Source organism: Streptomyces sp. NEAU-YJ-81, from assembly GCF_017592595.1.
Taxonomy (GTDB): domain Bacteria; phylum Actinomycetota; class Actinomycetes; order Streptomycetales; family Streptomycetaceae; genus Streptomyces; species Streptomyces hygroscopicus_B.
Genome location: NZ_JAGFNO010000047.1, coordinates 25,602 through 48,813 on the forward strand (window position 1 = coordinate 25,602; position 23,212 = coordinate 48,813).

The window sequence follows — 23,212 nt, forward strand, 5'->3', positions numbered from 1 at the left end:
GGGGGGACTCAGAGCTCAGACGGGCGGGGCGGTGAAGAGCACGTCGGGATCGTTGAACTGCTCCTTGGCGATCGACTCGCTCATAGGGTCGGCGGTGCCCCACTGGTCCTGGGTGAGCGGATCGTCGACGTCGTGCCGGCCGGGGTGCCACAGGTCCTCTTCGAGGACGGCGAGTTCGGTGGTGTACTCGACGGTGTTGCCGTGCGGGTCGTGGAAGTACGCGAAGGTGTTGTCGCCCGCGAGATGACGCCCCGGGCCCCAGGTGAGCCGGGTCCCGGCGCGCAGCGCACGGCCCGTGCCGCGCATGTACTCCTCCAGGCCGCGCATTTCGAACGACGCATGGTGCAGGGAGACATGCGGACCGCGGGCGATGGCGAAGCTGTGGTGGTGCGGGTTGCACCGCATGAAGTACATGAGGTCGCCCATGCGGTGGCTGAAGAGGGTGTCGGAGAGCCGGAAGCCGAGGTGCTGCTCGTAGAAGGCGCGCAGCCGCTCGGGGTTCTCGGAGTTGACCACGCAGTGCGAGAGCCGCACCGGGATGGCCTCGCGCGCCTCTATCTTGCGGTGGACGCGATTCTCGACTTCCGCCGAGACCTCGACGACGCGGCCGTCCGGGTCGAAGAAGCGGAAGCCGTAGCCGCCGCCGGGGGTGTCCATGTCCGCAGGGTCGGCGATGGGCCGCACCCCGGCGGCGAGGAGGCGTCCGGCGAGCTCGTCGACGTCGGCGCGGCTCGCGGCGCCGAAAGCGACGAGGTCCATACGCTTGCGGGCGTCCTCGCGGATACGGACCACGTACTGCTCGGGGCTGCCCTCGGCCGCGAAGAAGGCGATGCCGGAGTCGTTCGCGACCTCGGTCAGGCCCCAGGTGTCGCGGTAGAAGGCGCGCTGGACGGCGAAGTCCGGGACGGCCAGGTCGACATGGCGCAGATGGGTGATGGGCTGATACGGGTGCGAGGTCATCAGTTGCTCCTGACGGTGTTGCGCTGGTGGCCCAGGCCCGTGATCTCGGCCTCCATCACGTCCCCGGGCTTGAGGAAGACACCCCAGTGGGCGCCGTTGCCGGCCGGGGAGCCGGTGAGCAGCAGGTCGCCGCGGCGCAGGGTGGTGGTCGTGGACACGTACGCGATGAGCCGCGGAATGTCGAAGATCATGTCCTTGGTGGACTCGTCCTGCCGCACAACTCCGTTGTGGCGCAGGGTGATCCGCAGGTCCGACGGGTCGCCGATGAAGGCGGCCGGCACCAGGAAGGGGCCGATCGGCAGGAAGGTGTCGGCGTTCTTCGCAGTGAACCAGTCCGTGCCGATGGCCTTCAGATCGGGCCGGTAGAGCCGGTCGCGGGTGGTGATGTCATTGGCGATGGTGTACGCGGCCACGTACTCCATCGCGTACTCGGCCCGTATGTGCCTGCCCTCCTTGCCTATGACCAGGGCGAGTTCGAGCTCCCAGTCGTGCTGTTCGCCGAGGGGCGGCAGCACCACGTCGTCGTACGGGCCGCAGATGGCGCGCGGTGAGCCGAGGAAGACGTACGGGACGCCGCCGCGGATCCGCTCGTCCATCATCTTCTCGGCGTCGGCGCGGGCCTCCTCCGGTGTGGCGCCGTGCACGCTCTCCTTCTCGGCGGCGACGAGATCGACCACGTGCTTGCGGTAGTTGGCGCCACTCTGCAGGATCTGGCCGGGCTCGATCGGGGCGAGGATGCGCAGGCCGACGAGGTCGTGCCAGGTGCCGGAGGCCGACTCGGCGAGGTCGGGCAGCCGGGACAGCCAGGCGTCCCAGTCCTCGAGCAGCGCGCGCACGGATGGCACGAGGCCGGACAGGTCGCGCACGCGCCGGCCGGTGACCAGGCCGGGGAAGGAGCCGGAGTCTGCGTTCGCGAAGGTGCCGAGCGCGAAGGGCCCGGCATGGCTGGGAAGTCGGTCTGGCACGGGCTCTCTCCTTGCAGGGATGCGGCGATGCCATTGACGCTAGGCAGCGCGGGCGGGCGGCGGAAATACTGATCCGCGATGCCTGGCATCACCGCGCTGCAGGCGGCCCGGAAGCCGGTGATCAGCGGCCCATCGTCGTACGGGATGGATGACGTTCCCGTTGCCGATGCCTCGATCCGTTGACGGTGCATCCACCGCCCGAGCAGGGTCGGAGCTCCAACGGACCTTCAGCGAGTGAGCCGAAGGAGCGCGACGGTGTCGAGGGGGCGTCCGCGCGGAGGCCCCGACGAAGGAGGGGCTGAGCACGGTCGCCCGCCCCTCGACACCGGCTGAGGCGCTCCGGAGGCGAACCGAGCTCTGAATGAAAGGAGTACGTGTGATCGTCGAGCACGCCGAGCTGGCCGTCGCGTCCGGCCGCGAGGCGGAATTCGAAGCGGCGTTCGGGGAGGCCCGCAAGGTCCTCGCCGAGGCGGACGGCTTCCGCTGGACGGAGTTGCTGCGCTGCGAGGAGAGGCCCGACACCTATCTGCTGCTGGTCGGTTGGGAGTCGGTCGAGAGACACACGGTGGGCTTCCGCGAGTCGGAGCGCTTCCAGCGCTGGCGCGCCCTGGTGGGTCCGTTCTTCGCCAAGCCGCCGGCCGTCGAGCACTACCGCGAGCTCGGCGACCGCTTCACCGGCTGATCTGCCTCTCCCCCTCTGTCTACGTTCGCAAGGATCCCCCATGCCCGTGCAAAAGGTGCTCGTCGTCGGTGGCGGCATCACCGGAAGCGTGCTGTCTCTCGCGCTCGCCCAGCGGGGCGCGGAGGTCGAGCTCGTCGAGATATCACCCCAGTGGTTCGGTGTCGGCCACGGCATCACCGTTCAGGGGAACGCGCTCAAGGCGCTGCGCTCCGTGGGCGTACTGGACCGGGTCCTCGCCCGGGCCGTGCCGTTCGACCAGATGCGGCTGCGCCGCGCGGACGGCGAGCTGATCACCGAGCTGGCCACGCCGCACACCGGCGGCGAGGACCTGCCGTCCACAGCGGGCGCGCTGCGCTCGGACCTGCAGGACGCACTGTGCGACGCGGTGTACGCGCACGGCGTGCAGGTGCGGCTCGGGCTGAGCGTCACCTCCCTCGACCAGTCCCCCGGCCACGTGGACGTGACGTTCACCGACGGCTCCGCCGGCCGCTACGACCTCGTGGTGGGCGCCGACGGCATCAACTCCCAGATGCGCGCGATGATCGGCATCACCACGAAGCCGGAACCGGTCGGCATGTCGATCTTCCGCGTGGTCGCCGACCGTCCCGCCGAGATGGACTGCGCGGAGGTGTACTACGGCGGCCCGCGCTACAAGGCCGGCTACAGCCCGATCTCCGCCGACTCGTGCTACGCGTACCTCCTCGACGAGAACCTGGACACCTCGCTCGTCGGCCCGCGCGCACCGCTGTCGCTGCTGCGCGAGCGCGGCGCCGGATACGGCGGCACCTGGGGCAAGATCCTGGCCTCGCTGCCGGACGACACGACCGTGGACTACCGCTGGGTCGAGGCGATCCTCGTCGACGAGCCCTGGCACCGGGGCCGGGCGATGGTGATCGGCGACGCGGCCCACGCCTGCCCGCCGCTGATCGCCCAGGGCGCGGCGATGTGTACGGAGGACGCGGTGGTCCTGGCCGAGATGGTCACCGGGGACACGCCGGTCGAGCAGGCACTGGAGGCGTTCATGGCCCGGCGGCTGCCGCGTGTGCGGGTCGTCCTGGAGAACTCGCTCCAGCTGGCCGAGTGGGAGATCAACCCGGGTACGCCCGGCGCCGACCCGGGCCGCATCATGTCCGACACGCTCTCGTTCCTGACGGCGACGGCATGAGCGCGCCCGTCGTCGACTTCCACGGTCATCTGGCGGTCCCGGAGGCCGACGCGCTGTGCGCCGACGCGCCGGGGTTCGCCGCCGAGCTGGCCGGCGAACAGCGGGCCCACTCCCCCGAGTCACTGGCCGCCAATCGCACCCAACTCACCCGCCTCTCATTCGAGTTGACCGACGTGACGGCCCGGCTCGCGGACCTCGACGCGATGGGCGTGGACATCCAGGTCGTCGGCCCGATGCCCATGCACCACTACTGGGCCGACGCCGACCTCGCCATACGCCTCGCCCACACCGTCAACGAGGCGGTCGCCGCGCACTGCGCCGAGGCACCCGAGCGGTTGTACGGCCTCGGCACGGTCCCGCTGCAGCACCCCGATCTCGCCGTCGCCCTTCTCGACAGGGCGATGACCGAGTACGGGCTGTACGGGATCAGCGTCTCCACGACCGTGGAGGGCCGGGAGCTAGCCGACCCCGCGCACGACCCGGTGTGGGCGAAGGCCGCGGAGCTGGGCGCGGTCGTCTTCGTGCACCCGTGGGGCTGCTCGCTCGGTGAGCGGCTGGCCACCCACTATCTCGGCAACACCGTGGGCCAGCCCGTCGAGACGACCGTCGCGCTCTCCCATCTGATCTTCACCGGGGTGCTCGACCGTTTCCCGCGGCTGAAGCTGGTGGCCGCGCACGGCGGCGGCTATCTGCCCACGTACATCGGCCGCTCGGACCACGCCTGGCAGGCACGGGAGGACGCGCGCGGCTGCGCCGAGCCGCCGAGTGCGTATCTGAAGCGCATGTGGTTCGACGCCCTCGTCTACACCCCGCGTGCCCTGCGCCATCTGATCGAGGAGGTGGGCGCGGACCGCGTGGTCCTCGGCACCGACTACCCCTTCGACATGGGCGTCGACGACCCGGTGGCGCGGCTGGACTCCGCCGGCCTCTCCCCCGCCGACCGCGCTGCCGTGGCGGGCGGCAACGCCCTCGACCTCCTGCTGGAAGGACGTGCCCGATGAAGCACCCACCGCTCGGCCCCATTGAGGAGGAGCTCGCCAAGGCCCGTGCCGCCTACCGGAACTGGGGCCGCTGGGGCGAGGACGACGTCCTCGGAACGCTCAACCACATCGACGACGCCAAGCGCGCCCATGCCGCGGGGCTCGTACACCGCGGCCGGTCGTTCTCGCTCTCCCAGGAGTTCAACGAGGACGGCCCCCAGCGCGGCTTCCGCGGGCGCATCAACCCCGTGCACTACATGAAGGACACGGGCTCGGATGCGGCCGCCGAGTCGCAGGGCTTCCCGCACGGCTTCGGCGGCGCCGACGACCACATCGTCATGCCGCTGCAGGCCTCCACGCAGTGGGACGGTCTCGGCCACATCTTCGACAACAAGCAGGCGTGGAACGGCCGCCCCTGCACCACCGTCAACGGCAACGGCGACTCCGTCACCGGCATCGAGCACATGGCCGACGCCTTCACCGGGCGCGGCGTCCTGGTGGACGTGGGCCGCGCGGTCGGCGACGAGCACGGCGAGCTCGCCGACGGCTTCGCCATCCTCGAGGAGCACCTGCGCGCCACGATCGACGCCCAGGGCGCCACCTCGACGGTGCGCCGCGGCGACCTCGTGCTCGTCCGCACCGGCCAGCTCGGCCGCGTACGGCGCCTCGGCGACTGGGGCGGATACGCGGCCGGCGACGCACCAGGCCTGTCCTTCACCACGCTCGGCTGGCTGCACCGCACCGAGATCGCCGCGATCGCCTCCGACACCTGGGGCCTGGAGGTGCGGCCGTACGAGTTCGCCGAACCCGCCATGTCGCCGCTGCACCAGATCGCCATCCCCAACATGGGTCTTCCGCTGGGCGAGATGTGGGACCTGGAAGAGCTGGCCGCGGACTGTGCCGCGGACGGCGTCTACGAGTTCCTGCTGGTCGCGGCGCCGCTGCCGGTGACCGGCGCGGTGGGCGCCCCCGTCAACCCGATCGCGATCAAGTGAGTGGCCGCACGATGACTGCAACCTCTCGGGGGACGACCCCCGAACTCCCCCACACCAACCGCTTCTCCGGCAGCCTCCACTTCCCCGGCGACGAGGACTTCGACGAGGCCTGCTTCGGCCGCGTCTTCAACGCCCGCCGGCCCGCAGACCGGGCCCCCGCCGCCGTACTGAAGGCCGCCACCGAACAGGACGTCGTCGAGGGCGTGCGGCTGGCGATCGAGCGCGGCTGGCAGGTCGCCGTACGCTCCGGCGGGCACAGCTGGGCCGCCTGGTCGGTGCGTGACGAGGCCCTGCTGATCGACCTCGGCGGCTTCCGCGAGATGGCGTACGACGAGACGACGGGGATCGTCTCGGCCACGCCGAGCGTGAAGGGCGGCGACGAACTCAACCCGTACCTCGGGAAGTTCGGGCGCTTCTTCAACGGCGGGCACTGTCCGTCCGTGGGCATCGGCGGCTTTCTGCTCCAGGGCGGACAGGGCTGGAACGCGCGCGGCTGGGGCTGGGCGGCTGAGAACATCACTGCCATCGACGTCGTCACCGCCGAGGGCGAGCTGGTGCGGGCCGACGAGACGCGTCACAGTGATCTGTTCTGGGCGGCGCGCGGCGCGGGCCCCGGCTTCTTCGGCGTGGTCACCCGCTTCCACCTGCGCACCCGGCCCCTTCCGAAGCACCTGGCGCACACCGTGCACGCGTACCCGTTGGACCTCTTCGACGAGGTCATGACCTGGCTGCACGAGACGCACCACAGCATCTCCGATCTGGTGGAGATCGTTGCGCTGACGCAGACCCCGCCCGACCATGACGAACCCGTGCTGCTGGTGACGGGCGTCTCCATGACGGACACGCCCGAGCAAGCCGCCGAGGCGCTGGCTCCGCTGCACGCCAATCCGTACGCGGACCAGGCGCTCTTCCGCGTCGAGGCGGAGCCGACCACCCTCGCCGAGCAGCTGGACGGGCAGCGCACGGCCAACCCCGAAGGCCACCGCTATCTCGTCGACAACGCCTGGCTGACCGGGCCCGCGCACGAGGTCGTCCCCGCGATCCGCAAGGCCTTCACGGACCACCCCACCCGGCAGACCTTCACCATCTGGTTCTCGATGGCGCCGCTGCGCGAGCTTCCGGACATGGCCTTCTCGCTGCAGTGGGAGATCTACTGCGCCACGTACGTGGTGCACGACGAGCCCGAGCGGGACGGCGAGCTGCGTGCGTGGCTGGACGAGGCCATGGCAGACATGCAGCCTGTCACCGCGGGCCAGTACCTCGGCGACTCCGACTTCACCGTCCGACAGCTGAAGTTCATGGGCGACGAGCAGTGGCGGCGGCTTCAGCAGATACGTGCCGTACGCGACCCGAAGGGCCTGTTCGCGGGCTATCTGAGCATCGGCAGCGTCACCAACACCAACCACTGGGAGCAGTGAGCGATGCGTTTCGCGACATACGAGTACGAGGGCGCGGAGCGCGCCGGGGCCGTGCGTGACGGGGTGATCCATCCGCTGCTCGAGGGCATCACGGTGCTGTCGCTGATCGAGCAGGAGGCCCTGCATGAGGCGGGGGGCGAGGCGCTTGCCCACGCCAGTGACCTGCGAGTGGATCAAGTCCGGCTGCTGCCCCCACTGAAGTCGCCCTCCATCAGGGACTTCGTCGGCTTCGAGGCCCACATCGAGGGCGTCTCCAAGTCCTTGGACGGGCTGGAGCACGTGCCCGAGGAGTGGTACCGGGCGCCGAACTTCTACTTCACCAATCCGCACGCGGCGTACGGCGCACACGACGACGTGCCGGTCCCGGCCGGCTGCTCGGTCCTCGACTTCGAGCTGGAGGTCGGCGCGGTCATCGGCCGGTCGGGCCGCGACCTCACGCCCGAGCAGGCCCGCGACCACATCGTCGGCTATCTGGTCTTCAACGACTGGTCCGCGCGCGACCTGCAGAAGCCGGAGAAGAACCTCGGCCTCGGTTTCTCCAAGGGCAAGGACTTCGCGAACACGCTCGGCCCGTATCTCGTCACGGCCGAAGAGGTGGAGGACCGCCGGGACGGGGACGGCTTCCTCGACCTGGAGATGACCGTCACCCTGAACGGCGAGCTCATCGGCCGCGACACCCTCGCCAACGTCTCCTGGACCTTCGAGGAGATGGTCGCCTACGCCGCCCGTGACGCGTGGGTGCGCCCCGGCGACATCCTCGGCTCGGGCACCTGCGGCTGGGGAGCGCTGGCCGATTTCTGGGGACGGGTGGGGGAGCGGACCCCGCCGCCGCTGCGGCCAGGCGACGAGGTGACGCTCGCCGTGGAACGCCTCGGCAGCCTCTCCAACCTCATCGTCCCCGGGCGTACCGACGCCTATCTGCCGCGCGCCAGGAAGCGGGGCAGGACCCCTCGCCCGTAACAGCGTCCCACCGCCGCATCTGTCAATGGCCTGTGCGGCCCACTGCGCCGCACAGGCCATTGACCTGCCCGTATGCCTGCCCCCGATGCCTTGCATCGCATCTTCCTGAGAATCGTGAGAATCGGCTTACGGGGCTTCCTCAGCTGCAAACCCGTCATTACGCTCCCGTTTCACCGATGCTTCAACGACGTGGCCGGAAGGGGACATCCGTGGGTCTCGGAGCGATCGACCTGAATCTTCTGGTGGCGCTGGAAGCACTGCTGGAGGAGAAGAACGTCACGCACGCCGGTGTCCGGCTCTCCACCAGCCAGTCCGCGATGAGCGGCTCGCTCGCCCGGCTGCGCCGCCACTTCAACGACGAGCTGCTCGTGCGCATGGGCCGCGAGTATGAGCTGACACCGCTCGCGGAGCGGCTGCTGCCCGTCGTGCAGGCCTCGCTGTACAAGGCGGAGGAGGCCATGTCGCTGACCCGCCGGTTCGAGCCGGAGCTCAGCCGGCAGCGCTTCTCCGTGGTGATGTCGGACTACCTAATGACGGTGTTCGTGGAGCCGCTGCTGCGGGCCATCGCCGAGCAGGCGCCCGGCGTACGCATCGACTTCCATCCCCTCGTCTACGGACAGCCGGAGACCGAGACACATCTGCGCTGCCACGATCTGATGATGGTACCGCTCGGCTACCGGCTGCCGGGCATCAGCGAGGCCGTGATGCGCGACCGCTTCGTGTGCATCGTCGACCCCGACAACCCGCGGCTGAAGGACGGCCGGCTCACCCTGCAGGATCTGGCCGAGATGCCGCATGCCGCGTCGGCCTTCGGCAAGAGCCTGACCCCCGCCGACCGTCAGCTGGAGACCCTCGGCATCACTCCGCGGGTGCAGGTCAGCGCCCCGGGCTTCAGTGTGCTGCCGTTCCTGGTGGGTGGCACCGACCTGGTGGCGATGGTGCCGGAGCGGCTGGCCCGGCGGTTCGAGGGCTTCGCGCGCTGTGTCACCGTTCCGGCCCCGTTCCCCGACGTACCGCTGGTGGAAGCTATGTACTGGCACAACAACCGGCACTCCGACCCGGCGCACCGCTGGCTGCGCGAGACGGTGCGGATGGTGGGGGCTGCGCTGGACGAGCCGGCCGCGTCGCCGGTGGCGGCTTCCGCGGCGGATGGCCGTGCGGCGGTTCCTATAGCGGGCTCCTGCCCGGCGCTTCCGGCAGCGGGCGACGGCACGGCGATTCCCGCCACGGATGCCAGCCATAGCGACCACGCGTTTCCGCCGCTGGTCACCGCTTCCTAGCGTGGTCGGGAGTGACCTTTCACCCCTGAGTCACTCCCGAACCGCAGCCACAGGAGGAAGCCGTGAGCCGTACGCGACTGGCAGACCGCACCGTCGTCATCACCGGGGCCGCCCAGGGCCAGGGGGCGGCGGAGGTGGAGGCGGCGGCCCGCGAGGGCGCCACCGTCGTCGCGACCGATGTCCTCGACGAGGCAGGCGAGAAGCTGGCTGCCGCCCTGCTCGCCGAAGGCCTCGACGTCCGCTACCGGCATCTGGACGTGTCGTCGCCGGACGACTGGGCGGGGCTCGCCGACTGGCTGCGCGGCCGTGGGCATGGTGCGCACGGGCTGGTGAACAACGCCGGCATCCCCATGCGGGCCCGCCTCGGCGACGTCGACCTCGCCGACTGGGACCGGGCTTTCGCCGTGAACACCACCGGACCGATGCTGGGGATCCAGGCCCTCGCCCCGCTGATGGGCGAGGGCGGCTCGATCGTGAACGTCGGCTCGGTCGCGGGACTCACCGCCCATCACGCGGTGGCGTACACGGCCAGCAAGTGGGCGCTGCGGGGCCTGTCGAAGGTGGCCTCGCTGGAGCTCGCCCCGAAGGGCATCCGTACGAACACGGTGCATCCCGGCTTTATCGAAACCCCGCTGATGGCGACCGCGAACCCGGTCTTCCAGCAGGCGCATCTGTCCATGACCCCGCTGGGCCGGACCGGCACCTGTGACGAGGTGGCGCCGCTGGTGGTGTACCTGCTGTCCGACGAGGCGTCGTACGTCAATGGCGCGGAGATCACCGTGGACGGCGGGTACGCGGCGCACGGCGGGGTGAAGGCGATCACGAACGCGCTCGACGCCGGCTGACCGGAGACTCCCGAACATTCGCGAGGGGCCGCTCCCGTGGTTCACGGGAGCGGCCCCTCGCGTCGTGCGGATGGTCAGGCGCTCGAGGCCTCGGCGGCCGCTGATCCCTCGATCACCTGCCGGTCCTCGTTCTTGCGCACCAGGATCAGCGTGAGGGCGACGCCCGCCAGTGAGGCGCAGCCGCACACCACCATACCTACCGCAAGGCCGTCCCCGAGCGCGTTCTGCGCCGCGAGCTGCGCGGCCTCGCCCACGTCGGGAACGTTGACGACAGCCAGCGGACCGCCCGCCTCGTTCACCACGGCGCCCGCACCCGTCAGCTTGCCCGCGAGTGCCGACGACGCCGTGCTCATGGCCACCGCGCTGATCACGGCGGGGCCGAGCGCCTGTCCGAACTCCCGGACCAGCGAGGTCGCACCGCTCGCCATGCCGGTCAGCTCGATCGGCACGGCGTTCACCGCGGCCGCGGTCAGCGAGCTGACGACGAAGATGAAGCCGACCCCGAGCAGCAGCACCGGTCCGATGAACGCGCCCAGCGACGTGGTGGCGATCGGGATGGCCGCCACCCAGAACTGGCCGGCGGCCATTGGCAGCAGTCCACCGATCAGCAGCCAGCGCGGTTCCAATTGGCTCAGCATCCGGCTGATCACCGGCGCCAGCAGCAGCGGAATGGACTGCAGGATCACAAACGGCAGCGACGCCTCGAGGGTGTCCAAGTGCATCACCGCACCGAGCCGGATCGAGACGGAGTACGCGGTGCCGATGAAGCCCAGCATGCCGACCAGGGCCACCCCGGCCGCCGCCGCGAACGACGGAATCTTCAGCAGCTGCAGATTGAACATCGGGGACGCGGAGCGCAACTCCACCCACACGAAGGCGATGAGTCCCAGCACCGCCACGACCAGCGCGATGATGATCCCGGTGTTCGAGAAGCCCGTGTCCGAGCCCTCGATGACGCCCCACAACAGGGCGGTCAGTGCGATCGCGATGGTGATCTGGCCCGGCCAGTCCAGCGAACGGCCCCGCGGGGCCTTGGAGTCGGTCACGTACTTCCAGCAGACCAGCGAGACGATCACGCCGATCACCGCCGGCGGCACGAACACCCAGCGGAAGTTCGCCTCATTGGCGATCACACCGGACATCAGCGGGCCGATCGCGGAGGCGAGCGACAGGCTGACCGACCAGGTGGCGACAGCCTTTGAGCGCTGCTTCTCGCCGGGCGTCGCCGCTGCGATCACGGCGAGCGAGGACGGGAACAGCATCGCGGCACCGACACCCGCGAGACCCTGGCCCACCCACAGCTGGGTAATGGACTGGGCCGTGGCGTTGACCAGCTCGCCGAGGGCCAGCACCAGGCCGCCGAGCACCAGCAGACGCTTTCGGCCGAAAAGGTCGCCGACCACGCCGAAATTCAGCTCGAGAATCGCGGTAGGCAGAATGAAGGCCGACGTGACCCACGCGACCTGTGCCCCTGAAGAGCCGAATTCACTGGTGATGGCACCATTGATGGAAGTCGGCACGGTAATGCACATTTGAGCAATGGCGACAGCAAAACAACACGCTATGAGCGTGCCGCGATCCAGCCCCTTCACGACATTCGTCGTTCCAGTCACGTGCCCTTACTCCGGATTCTTTTCGATAATCTCGATGAGATTTCCCTCAGGGTCCGTGACCCAGGCCATGCGTACGCCGGGCTCGGGAGAGGGCCCTGGCTTCATCGCCTCGCCTGCACCGTGGGCCACCAGGGCCTCGTAGGCCTGGTCGAGTTCGGGGGTGGTGACCGCGAAGTGCCCGTATCCTTCGGTGAGTGCGGCGGTCACCGGGTCGGCGGCTCGCAGTACGGGCTCCGATCCGAGCCTGGCGAGCAGCTCGATGCGCCAGCCGTGCGGATGCTCCAGGACGACGGCGGAGAGCCCCGGCCCTTCGAGGGTGAACTCGAAGACGGGCTTCAGCGCGAAGGCGTCCTTGTACCGGGCGGTGAGCACGGGCAGATCTCGGACGTTGACGCCGATGTGATCGAGCCGTGTGCTCGCGGAGTTCGATGGGGTCATGGCAGGGTCAGCCCGCCATCGCACTGTCGCCGCCGTCGACCATCAGGTTGGCGCCGTTGACGAACGCCGCCTCGTCGGAGCAGAGGAAGGCCGCGGCCCGCGCGATGTCCTCCGGCTGCCCGATCCGGCCCACCGGGATACGCGCCTCCAGCTGGGCCTTCGGCCCGTTCGGATCGTCGAGGAAGGGCGCGGTCGCGGAGGTGTGAATCATGCCGGGCGCGACGGTGTTGACGCGGATGTGGTGCGGGGCGCCTGCCGCGCACAGGTGCTTGCTCATCGCCAGCACCCCGCCCTTGGCGGCACCGTGCGGCACCATCGGCATGAACGGCGCGCCGCGCACGGCGGCGACCGACGCGACGTTCAGGACGGCGCCGCCGCCTCGCTCGATCAGGTGCGGCCAGGCCGCCTGCGTACAGAAGTACGGGATGTCGAGCTCGTTCTTGATGGTGAAGTACCAGTCATCGGCGGGCATTGTTTCGAACGGCCCGTTCCGCAGTGCCGAGGCGTTGTTGTAAAGGATGTCGATACCGCCGAAGGCCGCTATGCCAGCTTCGATCCACTCCCGGGCACCGTCCCCGGTTGACAGGTCGACGGGGGCGAGGGACTTCATGACTCCCCCGGCCTTCTCCACGAGTTCAACCGTTTCCGCCGCAGCATCGGCATCGATGTCACAGCCGAATACGGAGGCCCCTTCCTCGGCGAATACCTGGGCCGCTGCTCGCCCGATTCCAGCCGCCGTGCCGCTGATGAACGCAACTTTCCCGACCAGTCGACCCATGTTTGCTCGTGTCCCTTGTCCAGTGCCGCCGGAGTGCGGTGCTGGAAGCGTAGGTACGCCCATTGGCGAGAACAAGAATTCGTCTCGCCAGGGCCATCGCGACTTCGGATGGGTGGTATGACTGCGATCGCCGTCGGCTCCGGCTTCCCGGGCCGAACGTCCGACGGGACGACCGCACGAGACTCGCTCCCATGTTGGAACGCGTATGGAACAGTGCGATTCTGTGGCGGGAAGGAGCTTCCCCAGCTCGCCTCCCGCACCCGGGCGGCCGCGTGACGGACATGCCGGAGCTGCACGCGCGGCTCCTGGCGGATGTGATCGCCCTCGGCTCCCCGTATCCACTGGTCCTCACCGGTGGGTACGCCGTGCGGGCGCACCGCTTCGTGAACCGCCCCAGCCAGGATCTCGATGTCGCCACTCGGGTTTCTCGCGGGCGAAGGGTTACGACCTGGTTCGCCGCGGGGAGTTCCCGCGCCGGGTGCTACGCATCGTGTGCCGTTCATAAACGCGTCACTGCTGGTCATGCCGCGTATCTGTACTCATTGATCAGACCGCCAAGGACACGGGTCTGGAAGAGCCGTCGTGGGGTTTTCAGGTCGGTCAGCGGCGCGGTGTGGTGGTCGGCGAGGGGAGGTAGTTGCTCTCGGGCCTGATGCGGTCGATGTCCGTTGTAGTGTCCGGCGTAGGTGCTGAGAACACGGAGAGCGTGGCGCTCGCTCCAGAGCAACAGGTGGTCGAGGACCTCGCGCCGCAGTGTCCCGATGGCCCTCTCACAGTGTGCGTTCATCCGCGGGGACTGCGGGGCGGTCTTGACGGTTTCGATGCCCTCGTCTTCGAAGACGGGGTCGAAGGATTCGGTGTATTTGCTGTCCCGGTCACGGATCAAGAAGCGCAGTGACTCCAGACGCATGCCCTCGTCGAAGGCGAGGTTTCGGGCCTGCTGGGCCGTCCACTGTGCGGTCGGATGCGCGGTTACGCCGGCGATGTGGAGGCGGCGTGTGCCGTGCTCGAGGAAGACCAGCGCGTAGACCCGGCGAAGATCCACCAGGTCGATATGCAGGAAGTCGCAGGCGATGATGGCTTCGGCCTGGGATGTCAGGAACTCGCGCCATGTCGGCCCGGCGCGGCGGGGAGCCGGGTCGACACCGGCAGCGGTCAAGATCTTCCAGACCGTGGAGGCGCCGATCCTGTGGCCCAGCCGGGCGAGTTCCCCCTGGATCCTGCGGCAGCCCCAGCGCGGGTTCTCCCGTGCCAGCCGCAGCACCAACTCCTTCACGGCTTTCGCTGTCGCCGGCCGGCCCGGCCTGCTCCGGCACTCGCTGTAGTCCCACCTGCGTGCAACGAGACGCCGATGCCAACCCAGCAACGTCCCTGGTGTCACAGGGAACACCTGAGCCCAGCGACGCCGGGGTATCAGCGAGGACAATGCCGCGAACCACAACCGGTCCGCCCACTGGTATCGCACGGGACTCGCAAGTTGCCTGCGCAGCACCGCGTTCTCGTGCCGGAGCACGAGCAACTCAGCGTCTTTGGACGTCTGCCGACGCAGCAACACTGCTGGGACCGAGAGAAGCTTCCTCGTGACCTGATACGCCAGTGACACGATCACCTGGACATGGTCCCAGCGCGCCTGCCGATCCCGCCAGGCTGCCTACGGCCTGCAGCGACGCATTTCTGAACGGCACAGGGCTTCGCCGATGGCGCGGAGGAAGCCCTGGCTGGTGCCGAGCATCTCGGCGGCCCGGCCCATCGTGTACGCGGGATAGTCGTCGTCGTCGAGACGGTCGTACGAGTCGTCTGCTGTCATTGCACCTCTCTGTGGAACGCATGGAGGGGCCCTGGCGCCAATGGCACCAGAGCCCCGAAGGAACTGCTACACCATCTGCCGACCTTGGTACTGCGCCGGCCTTCTGTTTCCGCAGACCCGACCAAGATGCTGTCGGGGATGCGGGGATCGCGGTTGCTTGACCGGAGACCACCTCACTATCGATGTCCTGCGGTACCCGAGCTCAGCGATTCCGCCCGGGCGATCCTGATGGCGCGGGGCTCCTCCGTTCTTCCCTCTTGATCAACACTTGCCAACGGGACTGCGTACTGCTGGTACTGCGTACTGCTCAGTGGCCTGCGACAGCGCCACTCTTCGGCAGCCAGCCCCGTCGCCCGTCCTGCGTCTGCTCTGGCTTAGAACCCCACTGCCGAACTTCCCGGTGCGCGCGTCCGCAGCCAACGCCTTCACCGAGGTGCTGCTCACTGACTTCACTGCTGGGTACTGCGAACTGCACTTACGGGTACTGCCACTGCGTTTACTGCGGTCCTGCTCACGGCGGCCCCTGATCACTGCGGGCCACCCGGTCCGGCCGTCAGCCCCGTCGCCGTCCTGCAACCGCTCTGGCTTCGGAACTCCACCACCGCACCGTCCTGCGCACTGCAACTGCGTGTACTGCTGCCGGCAGTTCGTCTCTGCCAGACCCTGCTGATCTCGGCTACGAGAGAAACCATAACCACGCCACCGCCCAATGTCTACTCCAGCCAACATAGATTTCCGTGTATTCGGTGGTGAAGTAATCGTCCTCGAACAGCGACGGGGCAGGCGCAAGGGCCGTCACCTCCCCCGGGTTGGGACCGAAGACCGGGGCACAGCAACCGGACAGGCAGGGCGCGGCATTGACGATCCAAAGAGCAGGGTGACCCTCGCAGTCCTGGTGACCGGGCTCGGACTCGCCACCACCAAGCGGTGAGTGCCGACGGATGCCGCTGTACGTCACCGCAGTGATGTACAGCGGCCCCGGGGAACAATGGAACAGCGGTTGGCGACGAGTGCCTGCGGCACTTCGGGACCCACCCCGTCCAGGTGGTCTACGACTGGAACGCCGCGACGCACGCTGACGAGGCCGAGGGCGAGCCAGAACGCCGAGCCTTCACCAGACCCGAGCTGGAAGCGTTCTTCGACCACGCTGACGAGGAGGTCCCGACCTGCCAGAACACGGATCGTCCCGGATGTGCGGGACGCCCGGGAATCACTCCCCGGGGGTAGCACCGGCGTCAGCCGGTGTCTTCTCGTTTCAACGCTGCGCTTGCCGATAACCTCATCCGTGCAGGTCATGCGGCATGCTGGTATTCGTGGAGGAGGCCGCCGAGGCGATCACGTCGTCGTATGTCGAGGCGGGCTAATGTGTCCGGGTCGTCGATCGGCGCAGGTAATGGGTGCAGTGGGCGGGCGTTGGCGATGCCCTGGTGTGGTCGGTGTCCGTTGTAGAACTGCTCGAACTCTCGTAGGGCGTGGAGCAAGTGCCGGTGGTTCCAGATCAAGGTGCGGTCCAGGAGTTCCCGTCTGGAGGTCTGCACCCACCGTTCCATGAGCGAGTTCATTCTCGGCATCTGAACGCCGCTGAGGACGACCTCGATCCCCGCATCCGCCAGAATGGCATCGAACAGGGCGGGGAACTTCCCGTCCCGGTCCCTGATCATGTAACGCGCCCGGCAACCTACGTCCTCAAGGTCCATGGCGAGGTTCTTCGCAGCCTGCGCCACCCACGCAGAGGTCGGGTGCGCGGTGGCACCCAGGACCCGGATCCGTCGGCCGGCATGCTCGATGACGGCAAGCACGTACATCCGAGCCCCGGACAAGGTGACCGTTTCGAAGAAGTCACAGGCCAGCAGGGCATCGGCCTGGGAGCGCAGGAAGTCCGCCCACGTGCTGGAGGACCGCTCGGGTGCCGGATCAATGCCGGCCTCCTCCAAGATCTCCCAGACGGTGGAAGCGGCCACCTTCACGCCCAGGACGAGCAGCTCACCATGCAGGCGGCGATATCCCCAGCCGGGATTCTCCCCTGCCAGACGCAATACCAGGGCCCGCACGGAGTGCACGGTCCGAGGCCGTCCCGAGCGCTTGGGCCGGGAGGCGGCAGCATGGCGGCGTGCGAGAAGGTCGCGGTGCCAGCGCAGCACCGTGTCCGGACGCACCAGCAGCCGCACTCCGCAGAGCACGTCCATGGGGAGCCGGTGCAGCAGCGCCGCCAGAAATGCCCGGTCGCCCGGGGTAAACCGCACCCGCTCCTTGCCCAGTTGGCGTTCCAGCACCACGATCTGGTGGCGCAAGGCGAGTATCTCGACAGCTTTGTCTCGATCGCCCATCGGTAGCAGGCGCAGCATGGCGAACGCATTCGTCACGCCCAAGTAGGCCAGTCGCAGCAACACGGTCGATCATCTTGCCGCCGGGAGCGCCAACCTCGCGAGAGCACCTGCTCGGGCCACTTCGCCGGTCGACCTCCCGTACATCGTGCGCACAGCCCCCACCAGGGCGGATGCTATTTTCGGCAAGCGCAGTGTCGGTGCGGGCGCACAGCCGCTATCGGCGTCGTCTGGCCGATGTGGCGGTCGGTGGCCGGTCCGTCGTGATCCATCTCCGTGTGCGGCGCCTGTTCTATGACGAGCCGTGCCGTCCGCGGCGGACGTTCGTGGAGCAGGTCGATGGGCTGTCTGGTGCAGCAGCCGGCTGGTCACCCGCTACCTGCGCACCCTCCGAGCGAACGGAGCCCTGCCCGCCTCAGCACCTGCCCCGCCTCCAACCCGACGGCTCGTCGGCTGGATCATGCGCGACCCCGCCACCCTGAACCCCGATGACCAGCAGCGTCTGAAGACCGCGCTGGCAGGCTGCCCCGAGCTGAACGCCCTGCACCAGCACGTCCGGGCCTTCGCCCAGATCATGACCAGACGCAACGGCCGACACCTCAACACCTGGGTACACCAGGTCCGCAACGAAGACCTGCCCTCCCTCAAAGCCTTTGCGACCGGCCTGGACAAGGACTGGAACGCCGTCACCGCCGGCCTCACCCTCGACTGGAACTCCGGCATGGTCGAAGGCACCGTAAACAAGATCAAAATACTCAAACGCCAGACCTACGGCCGAGCCAGCCTCGCGCTCCTCCGCAAACGAGCGCTACTCACCTGACAACGTTCCCCCGCCGTCACCGCATCACGAAAATCTTGCAAGAGCCCGGTTTCCGGCACCCACAGGGTTCTGGGGGTGGGTGCGGTGTCGTTACGGCGACGTTCACTCCCCCTTGAACACGGCTTTCTGGACCTCTTCAGGGCCTTCGAAGCGGCCCTTCTTGAGGTGGGACAGCTGGTCGACGAGCTCACGGTCCGCCCCGTTGTCCTTGGCGCGTTCCACCAGTGACTCCTTGTAGGCCGGGTAACTCGCGTCCTTGAGTGCCTTCTGCAGGTCGGTGGGATTGGGCTTCGCCATGGCCAATCCTTCCCTTCACAGACTCGAGTGGCACAGTGCTCGGTTCCGCCGTGCCTCGCCTGAGGTGCCGTAGCCGAGGGACCCAATCAGGTGGCACACCGGTTTCCGCCGCCCGATTCTGGTCACCCTATGAGCTGACATCCATCGAAATGCGGAGGACAGCGTCATGAGCACTGCGCAGACCGAACGTGCGGAGGCGGCGAAGCTGCCGAAGGGTGATGTAGTGGCCATTCTGCTCGAGCAGCACGCACGCATCCGCGACCTGTTCTCGGACGTGAAGGGCGCCGAGGGCAAGCACAAGCAGCAGGCTTTTGACGAGTTGCGGGCCCTCCTCGCGGTGCATGAGACCGGCGAGGAGATGATTCTGCGCCCGGTCGCGAAGGAAACAGCCGGTGAGCAGGAGGCCAGCGCCCGCAACAAGGAGGAGAAGGAAGCGAACAAGGTTCTCGTCGAGCTCGAGAAGATGGACGTCTCAACTGCCGAATTCGACAGAAGGCTGGCCGGATTCGAGAAGGCGGTCATCGACCACGCCGAGCACGAGGAGCAGGAGGAGTTCCCCGCGATCCTGCGGGATTGCTCCGAGGACAAGCGCCGGAGCATGGGAACGAAGCTGCAGATGACGGAGAAGATCGCCCCGACGCACCCGCACCCGGGCGTGGCAGGGTCCCCCGCGGCTCAGTGGGTGGTGGGGCCGTTCGCCTCACTCGTCGACCGGACGAAGGACCTCCTGAAGAGCGCCGCCGGCTGACCGTGGGCGGCGGACCGCGAGGCCGGCCACATACCGGGCCGAGAGGCGGGTCGCCCGTCACGGCCCGCCCCGTCGCGCCCCCTCGGCATCCGTTGCGCGTTATGTACTGGAATGCGGGTACTCCGAGGGCGCGGAAGAGCGGGACATCCGGCCCCCCACCGCCGTTTCCAGCCGCGAGGAGAACCCACATGCAACCGCATATGCCACTCCCGGCTCGGGTACCGGCTCACGCGCCTCAGGAAGACGATGGCATCGTCGTCGGCAACGGCCCAGTGATCATCGATGCGTATATCGACTTCCAGTGCCCCTTCTGCCGGATGTTCGAGGAGGCATCGGGGCCACTGCTCGATGCCATGGTCACCGAGGGTCAGGTGACGTTGGTCTATCACCCGATGGCCTTCCTGGACGCCATGTCGACCAGCCGGTACTCCACCCGCGCCTCGGCCGCCTCGGGCTGCGCCTCCGACGGCGGGGCATTCATGGAGTACCTCTACACACTCTTCGCCAACCAGCCGCCGGAGGGCGGGCCCGGGCTCAGTGATGAGGAGCTGATCGCGCTCGGCCTGCGGGTCGGGCTGAACGACGCCTTCGCCGCGTGCGTGCGCGACGGTGTTCATCTGGACTGGCCTCCGTACGTCACCGCCAGGGCGGCCGAACGCGGGGTGAGCGCCACGCCGACCTTACTCGTCGAGGGTGTCGCCGTAAGGCCCCACCCGGGCCTGATCAGGACCGCGGTGGCTGCCGCCCTCCACCACCCGGCGTGACCGGCGGACAGCGCGTGAGAGGTGGTTACGCATGACGGTGAAGCTGAACGACAAGGCGTACGACCACGCGAAGAGGCTGATCGAGAAGGGGCAGGGCGTGGCGGCGGAGGGTGATTCTCTCGAGCGGGGCGCCGTACGAATCCCCGCCGCGGTAGACGGCGGCACGCCCGCTCACGCGTGAGCCGAGGGGTTGCTCGGTCGTGACCCGCTCGATCGGGTCCTGTCCGTCGGGGACGAGGTGGAAGGCGCGGACCGAGCGACGGTGGTCGCACTGGGAGCCGTTGAGGTCAGGGCGGCCGGGCAACCGCATGGGCGGCGTTGCCCTGTTGATGGTCGCTCCCGCTGACGACGACCGGCGGAGTCGTCGCGTAGTCCGTGGTGTATGTCACTCGCCCTGGGGCCACGCTGTCCCCCTCTGGTGCCGCGGTGGTCCTGTACCGAGAACAGACCGTACCTCACCAGCGCTTGAGCCCGTCCGAAGGTAACTCCCGGGTGCGGCGCCGCGGGTCAGCCCGCCCGGTCGCGCTCCCGCCGGACGATCGGTTTCCGGCCCTTGAGGGTGGTGCCGCACAACGCGCGGATCACCTCGTTGACCGCGGAAGCGGGGACCTCCACCAGGGAGAAACGGTCGGCGATCTCGATCGAGCCGATGTCCCGCCCGCTCAGCCGGGACTCCCCGGCGATGGCGCCCACCAGATCCTGTGGCCGGATGCCCGCGCTGCGCCCGGCACCGATGAACAAGCGCGTCATGCCCTCCGCGGGGGCCCTGGTTCCCCGCGGGCCGCGGCCCGGTCCACCGCGCCCCTCACGGTCCCCGCGCCCGCCGCGGAGGGCGACTTCGGGAATCTCCTCCTCGTCGACCGCCGCGCCCCCTGCCTCATGCGCCAGCTTGACCGCGGCCAGCGCCACATCCATCACGTCGAACTCGTCCGCGAGGGTCTCCACCACCACCCGGAAGCGGTCGAGATCGTCCTCGACGATGGACTCCTGCAGTGCCGCTCGGGTCAGTTCCAGCCGACGGGCGCGCAGATCAGCGACGGTCGGCACCTTCTCCACGCGGATCTGCCGCCGGGTCGTCCGCTCGATCGCCTTGAGCATCCGATGTTCCCGGGGCTCGGCCAGTGTGACGGCGACACCCTCCCGCCCGGCCCGCCCGACCCGGCCGATCCGGTGGACATAGGACTCCGGCGCGGAGGGCACGTCGTAGTTGACCACATGGGTGAGCTGCTCGATGTCCAGCCCGCGGGCGGCCACATCGGTAGCGACCAGCAGGTCCGCGGTCCCGCCGCGCACCCGACCCATGACCCGGTCCCGCTGTTCCTGGCTCATTCCGCCGTGCAGTGCCTCGGCGCGGTATCCCCGTCCGTTGAGCGTTTCGGTGAGCTGGTCGACCTGGTCCCGCGTCCGGCAGAAGACGATGGTGGCCTCCGGCGATTCCACGTCCAGCACCCGACCGAGCGCGGCGGGTTTCTGCGCCCGTGCCACGACGTATGCGGACTGCCGCACCTTGGGCGTCTCACCGGGGGCCGGTTTCTCCCGCTCGATCTGGATGCGTACCGGGTCGCGCAGATGGCGCCGGGCCATGGCGTCGATGCGCGCCGGCATCGTCGCGGAGAAGAGCACGGTCTGGCGATCCGCCGGTGTGCCCTCGAGTATCGCGTCGATGTCCTCGGCGAAGCCCATGTCGAGCATTTCGTCGGCCTCGTCCAGCACCAGTGTCTCCAGGCTGTCGAGCCGCAGCGTCCCGCGCCCGATGTGGTCGAGCGCCCGGCCCGGTGTCGCCACCACCACGTCGACGCCGCGCTCCAGGGCGCGCAACTGCCGCCCGATCGGCTGCCCGCCGTAGACGGGCAGGACCCGGGTGCCCAGGTCGCGCCCGTAGCGATGGATGGCCTCCGACGCCTGCATGGCCAGCTCACGGGTGGGCACCAGGACCAGGGCCGACGGCTCCGCCCCACCGCCGTCCTGGCTGATGCGCTGAAGCACCGGCAGGGCGAACGCGGCGGTTTTCCCGGTTCCCGTGGCGGCCTGGCCCAGCAGATCGCGGCCGTCCAGCAGCGGAGGGATGGCCTCGCTCTGGATCGGGGTCGGCTCCTCGTAGCCCAGCCCCACGAGTGCCCGCAGTAGCTCAGGGCGCAGTCGCAGATCGGCGAAGCCGATCTGTTCGGCGGTCGCGTCTGTTGTCATGGCCGCACGGCAGGTCAGGCCGGAGTGTGGGTGAGTTCCTCGAACTCTTTCGGCAACTGCGACATGACATGACGGAACTCACCGCCGCTGACCGCCTCCCGGACGGTGCTCAGCACCGCTGCCGCGCCTTCCCGGGCGACTTCCGGACTGGTCTGGGCCCGTGTGCTCACCCTGTTGACGAACTCGTCGAGCCCGAAGCCCTCGGCCTCCGGGGTCGGAGACACGAGCGACTCCTTGAGCGCCTTGGGCAGCTCCGAGGCAAGGTCGTCCGCCTCGCCCCTGGTGATCCGTTCGGCCAGGGTCGCCAGGGTGGCGTGGGTGAAGGCCTCCGCCTGCTCGCGCGGGAGGCCGGAGCGCTGGGAGACGGTGCTGACGAACGTCTCGTAATCCATGAGAGGCCTGCCTCTCTTCGGCATTTCGACTTTCCGGGATTTCTGGTGTCTGCTACCGAGGCTCTCCAGCATGACGACCCTGGCGGCCCGCCGCGTGCGCACGCCAGGTCCAAATGCGCGCCCTGACTCGACCCGCCATGCCGAAGCGGTCGGCGACAACGGCGCCTTGCCCAAATGGAGGCACCTCCAGCTCGGCGTGGCCGTGCATCGGCGCGTAGCAGGGGCGGCGGTAGACGGCGGCGCTACCCCTCGGCCACCGGCCGGTAGGTGCGCACCTGCACGCCGGTGCCGCTGGTGACCGTGGAGACCAGTTCGAACGTGCACCGCGCGCCGTCGCCGGGGAAGATGCTTTTACCACCGCCGAGGATCACCGGCATGATCATGAGCCGGAGCTCGTCCACCTGTGGGATTCCAGAACTCGGCCCGGCCCCGTGACCAGCGAGAATCGATGAGGCACCACAGGCCAGACAGAATCGTCTTCCGTGTCCTCGCGCCTGCTCTACCTGGTCATCACTCGGCTGCTCAGCTGGTTTGTGTTACTCGAGCGTTCCTCCCCCTCCAAGGACGTCGAGTTGCTCGTGCTGCGTCATGAGGTTGCCGTGCTGCGCCGTGGCAACCCGAAGCCACGTCCCGACTGGGCCGACCGTGCCCTCCTTGCGGCACCGGTCCGACTCCTGCCGAGGAAACTTCGAGCACACCGACCGGTCACCCCCGCAACGCTGCTGCGCTGGCACCGCCGTCTGGTGACACGGAAGTGGACCTACCCGCACCGTGCCGGCCGCCCTCCCATCGAC

23 protein-coding genes and 2 pseudogenes are annotated in these 23,212 nt (G+C 68.7%); 13 read left to right on the plus strand and 12 right to left on the minus strand.

The window, feature by feature from the left end:
* Nucleotides 1-15: 15 nt before the first annotated feature.
* Both J5X86_RS46225 and J5X86_RS46230 read right to left on the minus strand, forming a co-directional pair.
* Nucleotides 16-960 (minus strand): VOC family protein, encoded by a 945-nt coding sequence (locus tag J5X86_RS46225; RefSeq protein WP_208522611.1) that lies wholly within the window; start codon nucleotides 958-960, stop codon nucleotides 16-18.
* The gene (locus tag J5X86_RS46230; RefSeq protein ID WP_208522612.1) at nucleotides 960-1,925 is read right to left on the minus strand and encodes a fumarylacetoacetate hydrolase family protein; all 966 of its coding nucleotides are present in this window, start codon (nucleotides 1,923-1,925) and stop codon (nucleotides 960-962) included. Before J5X86_RS46230 ends, J5X86_RS46225 begins: the two co-directional genes overlap by 1 nt.
* 376 nt (nucleotides 1,926-2,301) lie before the next feature.
* Between J5X86_RS46230 and J5X86_RS46235 the strand changes: the two genes are divergently transcribed.
* The 8 genes from J5X86_RS46235 (at nucleotide 2,302) to J5X86_RS46270 (ending at nucleotide 10,250) form a co-directional block, all read left to right on the plus strand.
* On the plus strand, nucleotides 2,302-2,607 hold the full coding sequence (locus tag J5X86_RS46235; RefSeq protein ID WP_208522613.1) for an antibiotic biosynthesis monooxygenase: 306 nt from the start codon (nucleotides 2,302-2,304) through the stop codon (nucleotides 2,605-2,607).
* A 40-nt stretch (nucleotides 2,608-2,647) separates the two neighbouring features.
* Nucleotides 2,648-3,772, plus strand: coding sequence for an FAD-dependent monooxygenase (locus J5X86_RS46240; protein WP_208522614.1), 1,125 nt, complete (start codon nucleotides 2,648-2,650; stop codon nucleotides 3,770-3,772).
* Nucleotides 3,769-4,773 carry an amidohydrolase family protein gene (locus tag J5X86_RS46245; protein WP_208522615.1) on the plus strand — a complete coding sequence of 335 codons (1,005 nt, stop codon included), beginning with the start codon at nucleotides 3,769-3,771 and terminating at the stop codon, nucleotides 4,771-4,773. Before J5X86_RS46240 ends, J5X86_RS46245 begins: the two co-directional genes overlap by 4 nt.
* A complete protein-coding gene (locus tag J5X86_RS46250; RefSeq protein ID WP_208522616.1) occupies nucleotides 4,770-5,747 on the plus strand; it encodes a cyclase family protein in 978 nt (325 codons plus the stop codon). Before J5X86_RS46245 ends, J5X86_RS46250 begins: the two co-directional genes overlap by 4 nt.
* Nucleotides 5,748-5,758: 11 nt before the next feature.
* A complete protein-coding gene (locus J5X86_RS46255; protein WP_208522617.1) occupies nucleotides 5,759-7,165 on the plus strand; it encodes an FAD-binding oxidoreductase in 1,407 nt (468 codons plus the stop codon).
* A gap of 3 nt (nucleotides 7,166-7,168) precedes the next feature.
* A complete protein-coding gene (locus J5X86_RS46260) occupies nucleotides 7,169-8,125 on the plus strand; it encodes a fumarylacetoacetate hydrolase family protein (protein WP_208522618.1) in 957 nt (318 codons plus the stop codon).
* A gap of 209 nt (nucleotides 8,126-8,334) precedes the next feature.
* Complete coding sequence (locus J5X86_RS46265; RefSeq protein WP_208522619.1) at nucleotides 8,335-9,405, plus strand: LysR family transcriptional regulator; 1,071 nt, start codon at nucleotides 8,335-8,337, stop codon at nucleotides 9,403-9,405.
* A 62-nt stretch (nucleotides 9,406-9,467) separates the two neighbouring features.
* Complete coding sequence (locus J5X86_RS46270; protein WP_208522620.1) at nucleotides 9,468-10,250, plus strand: SDR family NAD(P)-dependent oxidoreductase; 783 nt, start codon at nucleotides 9,468-9,470, stop codon at nucleotides 10,248-10,250.
* A gap of 74 nt (nucleotides 10,251-10,324) precedes the next feature.
* Here the strand turns inward: J5X86_RS46270 and J5X86_RS46275 are convergent, their stop codons facing one another.
* The 6 genes and pseudogenes from J5X86_RS46275 to J5X86_RS46300 form a co-directional block, all read right to left on the minus strand.
* Entirely contained in the window at nucleotides 10,325-11,863 is a 1,539-nt protein-coding gene (locus tag J5X86_RS46275; RefSeq protein ID WP_208522621.1) for an MFS transporter, read from the minus strand.
* A gap of 6 nt (nucleotides 11,864-11,869) precedes the next feature.
* On the minus strand, nucleotides 11,870-12,301 hold the full coding sequence (locus J5X86_RS46280) for a VOC family protein (protein WP_208522622.1): 432 nt from the start codon (nucleotides 12,299-12,301) through the stop codon (nucleotides 11,870-11,872).
* Between the two features lie 7 nt (nucleotides 12,302-12,308).
* Nucleotides 12,309-13,142: an SDR family NAD(P)-dependent oxidoreductase gene (locus J5X86_RS46285; RefSeq protein WP_308124939.1), complete on the minus strand. Its 834-nt coding sequence runs from the start codon at nucleotides 13,140-13,142 to the stop codon at nucleotides 12,309-12,311.
* 457 nt (nucleotides 13,143-13,599) lie between these two features.
* Nucleotides 13,600-14,688, minus strand: a complete 1,089-nt coding sequence (locus J5X86_RS46290; RefSeq protein ID WP_208522624.1) for an integrase core domain-containing protein — start codon at nucleotides 14,686-14,688, stop codon at nucleotides 13,600-13,602.
* A gap of 57 nt (nucleotides 14,689-14,745) precedes the next feature.
* Nucleotides 14,746-14,886, minus strand: a pseudogene (locus tag J5X86_RS46295) (MerR family transcriptional regulator); the annotation flags it as partial.
* Between the two features lie 1,292 nt (nucleotides 14,887-16,178).
* Entirely contained in the window at nucleotides 16,179-17,276 is a 1,098-nt protein-coding gene (locus J5X86_RS46300) for an integrase core domain-containing protein (protein WP_208522625.1), read from the minus strand.
* A 394-nt stretch (nucleotides 17,277-17,670) separates the two neighbouring features.
* Between J5X86_RS46300 and J5X86_RS46305 the strand changes: the two genes are divergently transcribed.
* Nucleotides 17,671-18,030 (plus strand): transposase, encoded by a 360-nt coding sequence (locus J5X86_RS46305; RefSeq protein ID WP_208522626.1) that lies wholly within the window; start codon nucleotides 17,671-17,673, stop codon nucleotides 18,028-18,030.
* A gap of 102 nt (nucleotides 18,031-18,132) precedes the next feature.
* Here the strand turns inward: J5X86_RS46305 and J5X86_RS46310 are convergent, their stop codons facing one another.
* Nucleotides 18,133-18,327 (minus strand): DUF2795 domain-containing protein, encoded by a 195-nt coding sequence (locus J5X86_RS46310; RefSeq protein ID WP_208522627.1) that lies wholly within the window; start codon nucleotides 18,325-18,327, stop codon nucleotides 18,133-18,135.
* A 166-nt stretch (nucleotides 18,328-18,493) separates the two neighbouring features.
* Here J5X86_RS46310 and J5X86_RS46315 point away from each other — a divergent pair, with 166 nt between their 5' ends.
* The 3 genes from J5X86_RS46315 to J5X86_RS46325 all read left to right on the plus strand — a co-directional run bounded on the left by J5X86_RS46315 (nucleotide 18,494) and on the right by J5X86_RS46325 (nucleotide 20,020).
* Nucleotides 18,494-19,075 carry a hemerythrin domain-containing protein gene (locus tag J5X86_RS46315; RefSeq protein WP_208522628.1) on the plus strand — a complete coding sequence of 194 codons (582 nt, stop codon included), beginning with the start codon at nucleotides 18,494-18,496 and terminating at the stop codon, nucleotides 19,073-19,075.
* Between the two features lie 188 nt (nucleotides 19,076-19,263).
* Nucleotides 19,264-19,839 carry a thioredoxin domain-containing protein gene (locus J5X86_RS46320; RefSeq protein ID WP_208522629.1) on the plus strand — a complete coding sequence of 192 codons (576 nt, stop codon included), beginning with the start codon at nucleotides 19,264-19,266 and terminating at the stop codon, nucleotides 19,837-19,839.
* A gap of 31 nt (nucleotides 19,840-19,870) precedes the next feature.
* A complete protein-coding gene (locus J5X86_RS46325) occupies nucleotides 19,871-20,020 on the plus strand; it encodes a hypothetical protein (protein ID WP_208522630.1) in 150 nt (49 codons plus the stop codon).
* A gap of 326 nt (nucleotides 20,021-20,346) precedes the next feature.
* On the opposite strand, the gene J5X86_RS46330 is transcribed toward J5X86_RS46325, so the two are convergent.
* The 3 genes and pseudogenes from J5X86_RS46330 to J5X86_RS46340 all read right to left on the minus strand — a co-directional run.
* Complete coding sequence (locus tag J5X86_RS46330) at nucleotides 20,347-22,026, minus strand: DEAD/DEAH box helicase (RefSeq protein WP_208522631.1); 1,680 nt, start codon at nucleotides 22,024-22,026, stop codon at nucleotides 20,347-20,349.
* 14 nt (nucleotides 22,027-22,040) lie between these two features.
* Entirely contained in the window at nucleotides 22,041-22,418 is a 378-nt protein-coding gene (locus J5X86_RS46335) for a DUF2267 domain-containing protein (RefSeq protein WP_208522632.1), read from the minus strand.
* A 242-nt stretch (nucleotides 22,419-22,660) separates the two neighbouring features.
* A pseudogene (locus J5X86_RS46340) lies at nucleotides 22,661-22,819 on the minus strand (dihydrofolate reductase family protein); the annotation flags it as partial.
* An 81-nt stretch (nucleotides 22,820-22,900) separates the two neighbouring features.
* Here J5X86_RS46340 and J5X86_RS46345 point away from each other — a divergent pair.
* Nucleotides 22,901-23,212: helix-turn-helix domain-containing protein (locus J5X86_RS46345; protein ID WP_208522633.1), on the plus strand; the 312-nt coding region annotated here is incomplete at its 3' end.

Excerpts from the sequence above, each read along its gene's own strand:
- J5X86_RS46225 (WP_208522611.1), bottom strand. The coding sequence starts at position 960 with ATGACCTCGCACCCGTATCAGCCCATCACCCATCTGCGCCATGTCGAC.
- J5X86_RS46240 (WP_208522614.1), top strand. The coding sequence starts at position 2,648 with ATGCCCGTGCAAAAGGTGCTCGTCGTCGGTGGCGGCATCACCGGAAGC.
- J5X86_RS46245 (WP_208522615.1), top strand. The coding sequence starts at position 3,769 with ATGAGCGCGCCCGTCGTCGACTTCCACGGTCATCTGGCGGTCCCGGAG.
- J5X86_RS46250 (WP_208522616.1), top strand. The coding sequence starts at position 4,770 with ATGAAGCACCCACCGCTCGGCCCCATTGAGGAGGAGCTCGCCAAGGCC.
- J5X86_RS46255 (WP_208522617.1), top strand. The coding sequence starts at position 5,759 with ATGACTGCAACCTCTCGGGGGACGACCCCCGAACTCCCCCACACCAAC.
- J5X86_RS46260 (WP_208522618.1), top strand. The coding sequence starts at position 7,169 with ATGCGTTTCGCGACATACGAGTACGAGGGCGCGGAGCGCGCCGGGGCC.
- J5X86_RS46280 (WP_208522622.1), bottom strand. The coding sequence starts at position 12,301 with ATGACCCCATCGAACTCCGCGAGCACACGGCTCGATCACATCGGCGTC.
- J5X86_RS46285 (WP_308124939.1), bottom strand. The coding sequence starts at position 13,142 with ATGGGCGTACCTACGCTTCCAGCACCGCACTCCGGCGGCACTGGACAA.
- J5X86_RS46305 (WP_208522626.1), top strand. The coding sequence starts at position 17,671 with ATGCGCGACCCCGCCACCCTGAACCCCGATGACCAGCAGCGTCTGAAG.
- J5X86_RS46310 (WP_208522627.1), bottom strand. The coding sequence starts at position 18,327 with ATGGCGAAGCCCAATCCCACCGACCTGCAGAAGGCACTCAAGGACGCG.
- J5X86_RS46315 (WP_208522628.1), top strand. The coding sequence starts at position 18,494 with ATGAGCACTGCGCAGACCGAACGTGCGGAGGCGGCGAAGCTGCCGAAG.
- J5X86_RS46320 (WP_208522629.1), top strand. The coding sequence starts at position 19,264 with ATGCAACCGCATATGCCACTCCCGGCTCGGGTACCGGCTCACGCGCCT.
- J5X86_RS46325 (WP_208522630.1), top strand. The coding sequence starts at position 19,871 with ATGACGGTGAAGCTGAACGACAAGGCGTACGACCACGCGAAGAGGCTG.
- J5X86_RS46330 (WP_208522631.1), bottom strand. The coding sequence starts at position 22,026 with ATGACAACAGACGCGACCGCCGAACAGATCGGCTTCGCCGATCTGCGA.
- J5X86_RS46335 (WP_208522632.1), bottom strand. The coding sequence starts at position 22,418 with ATGGATTACGAGACGTTCGTCAGCACCGTCTCCCAGCGCTCCGGCCTC.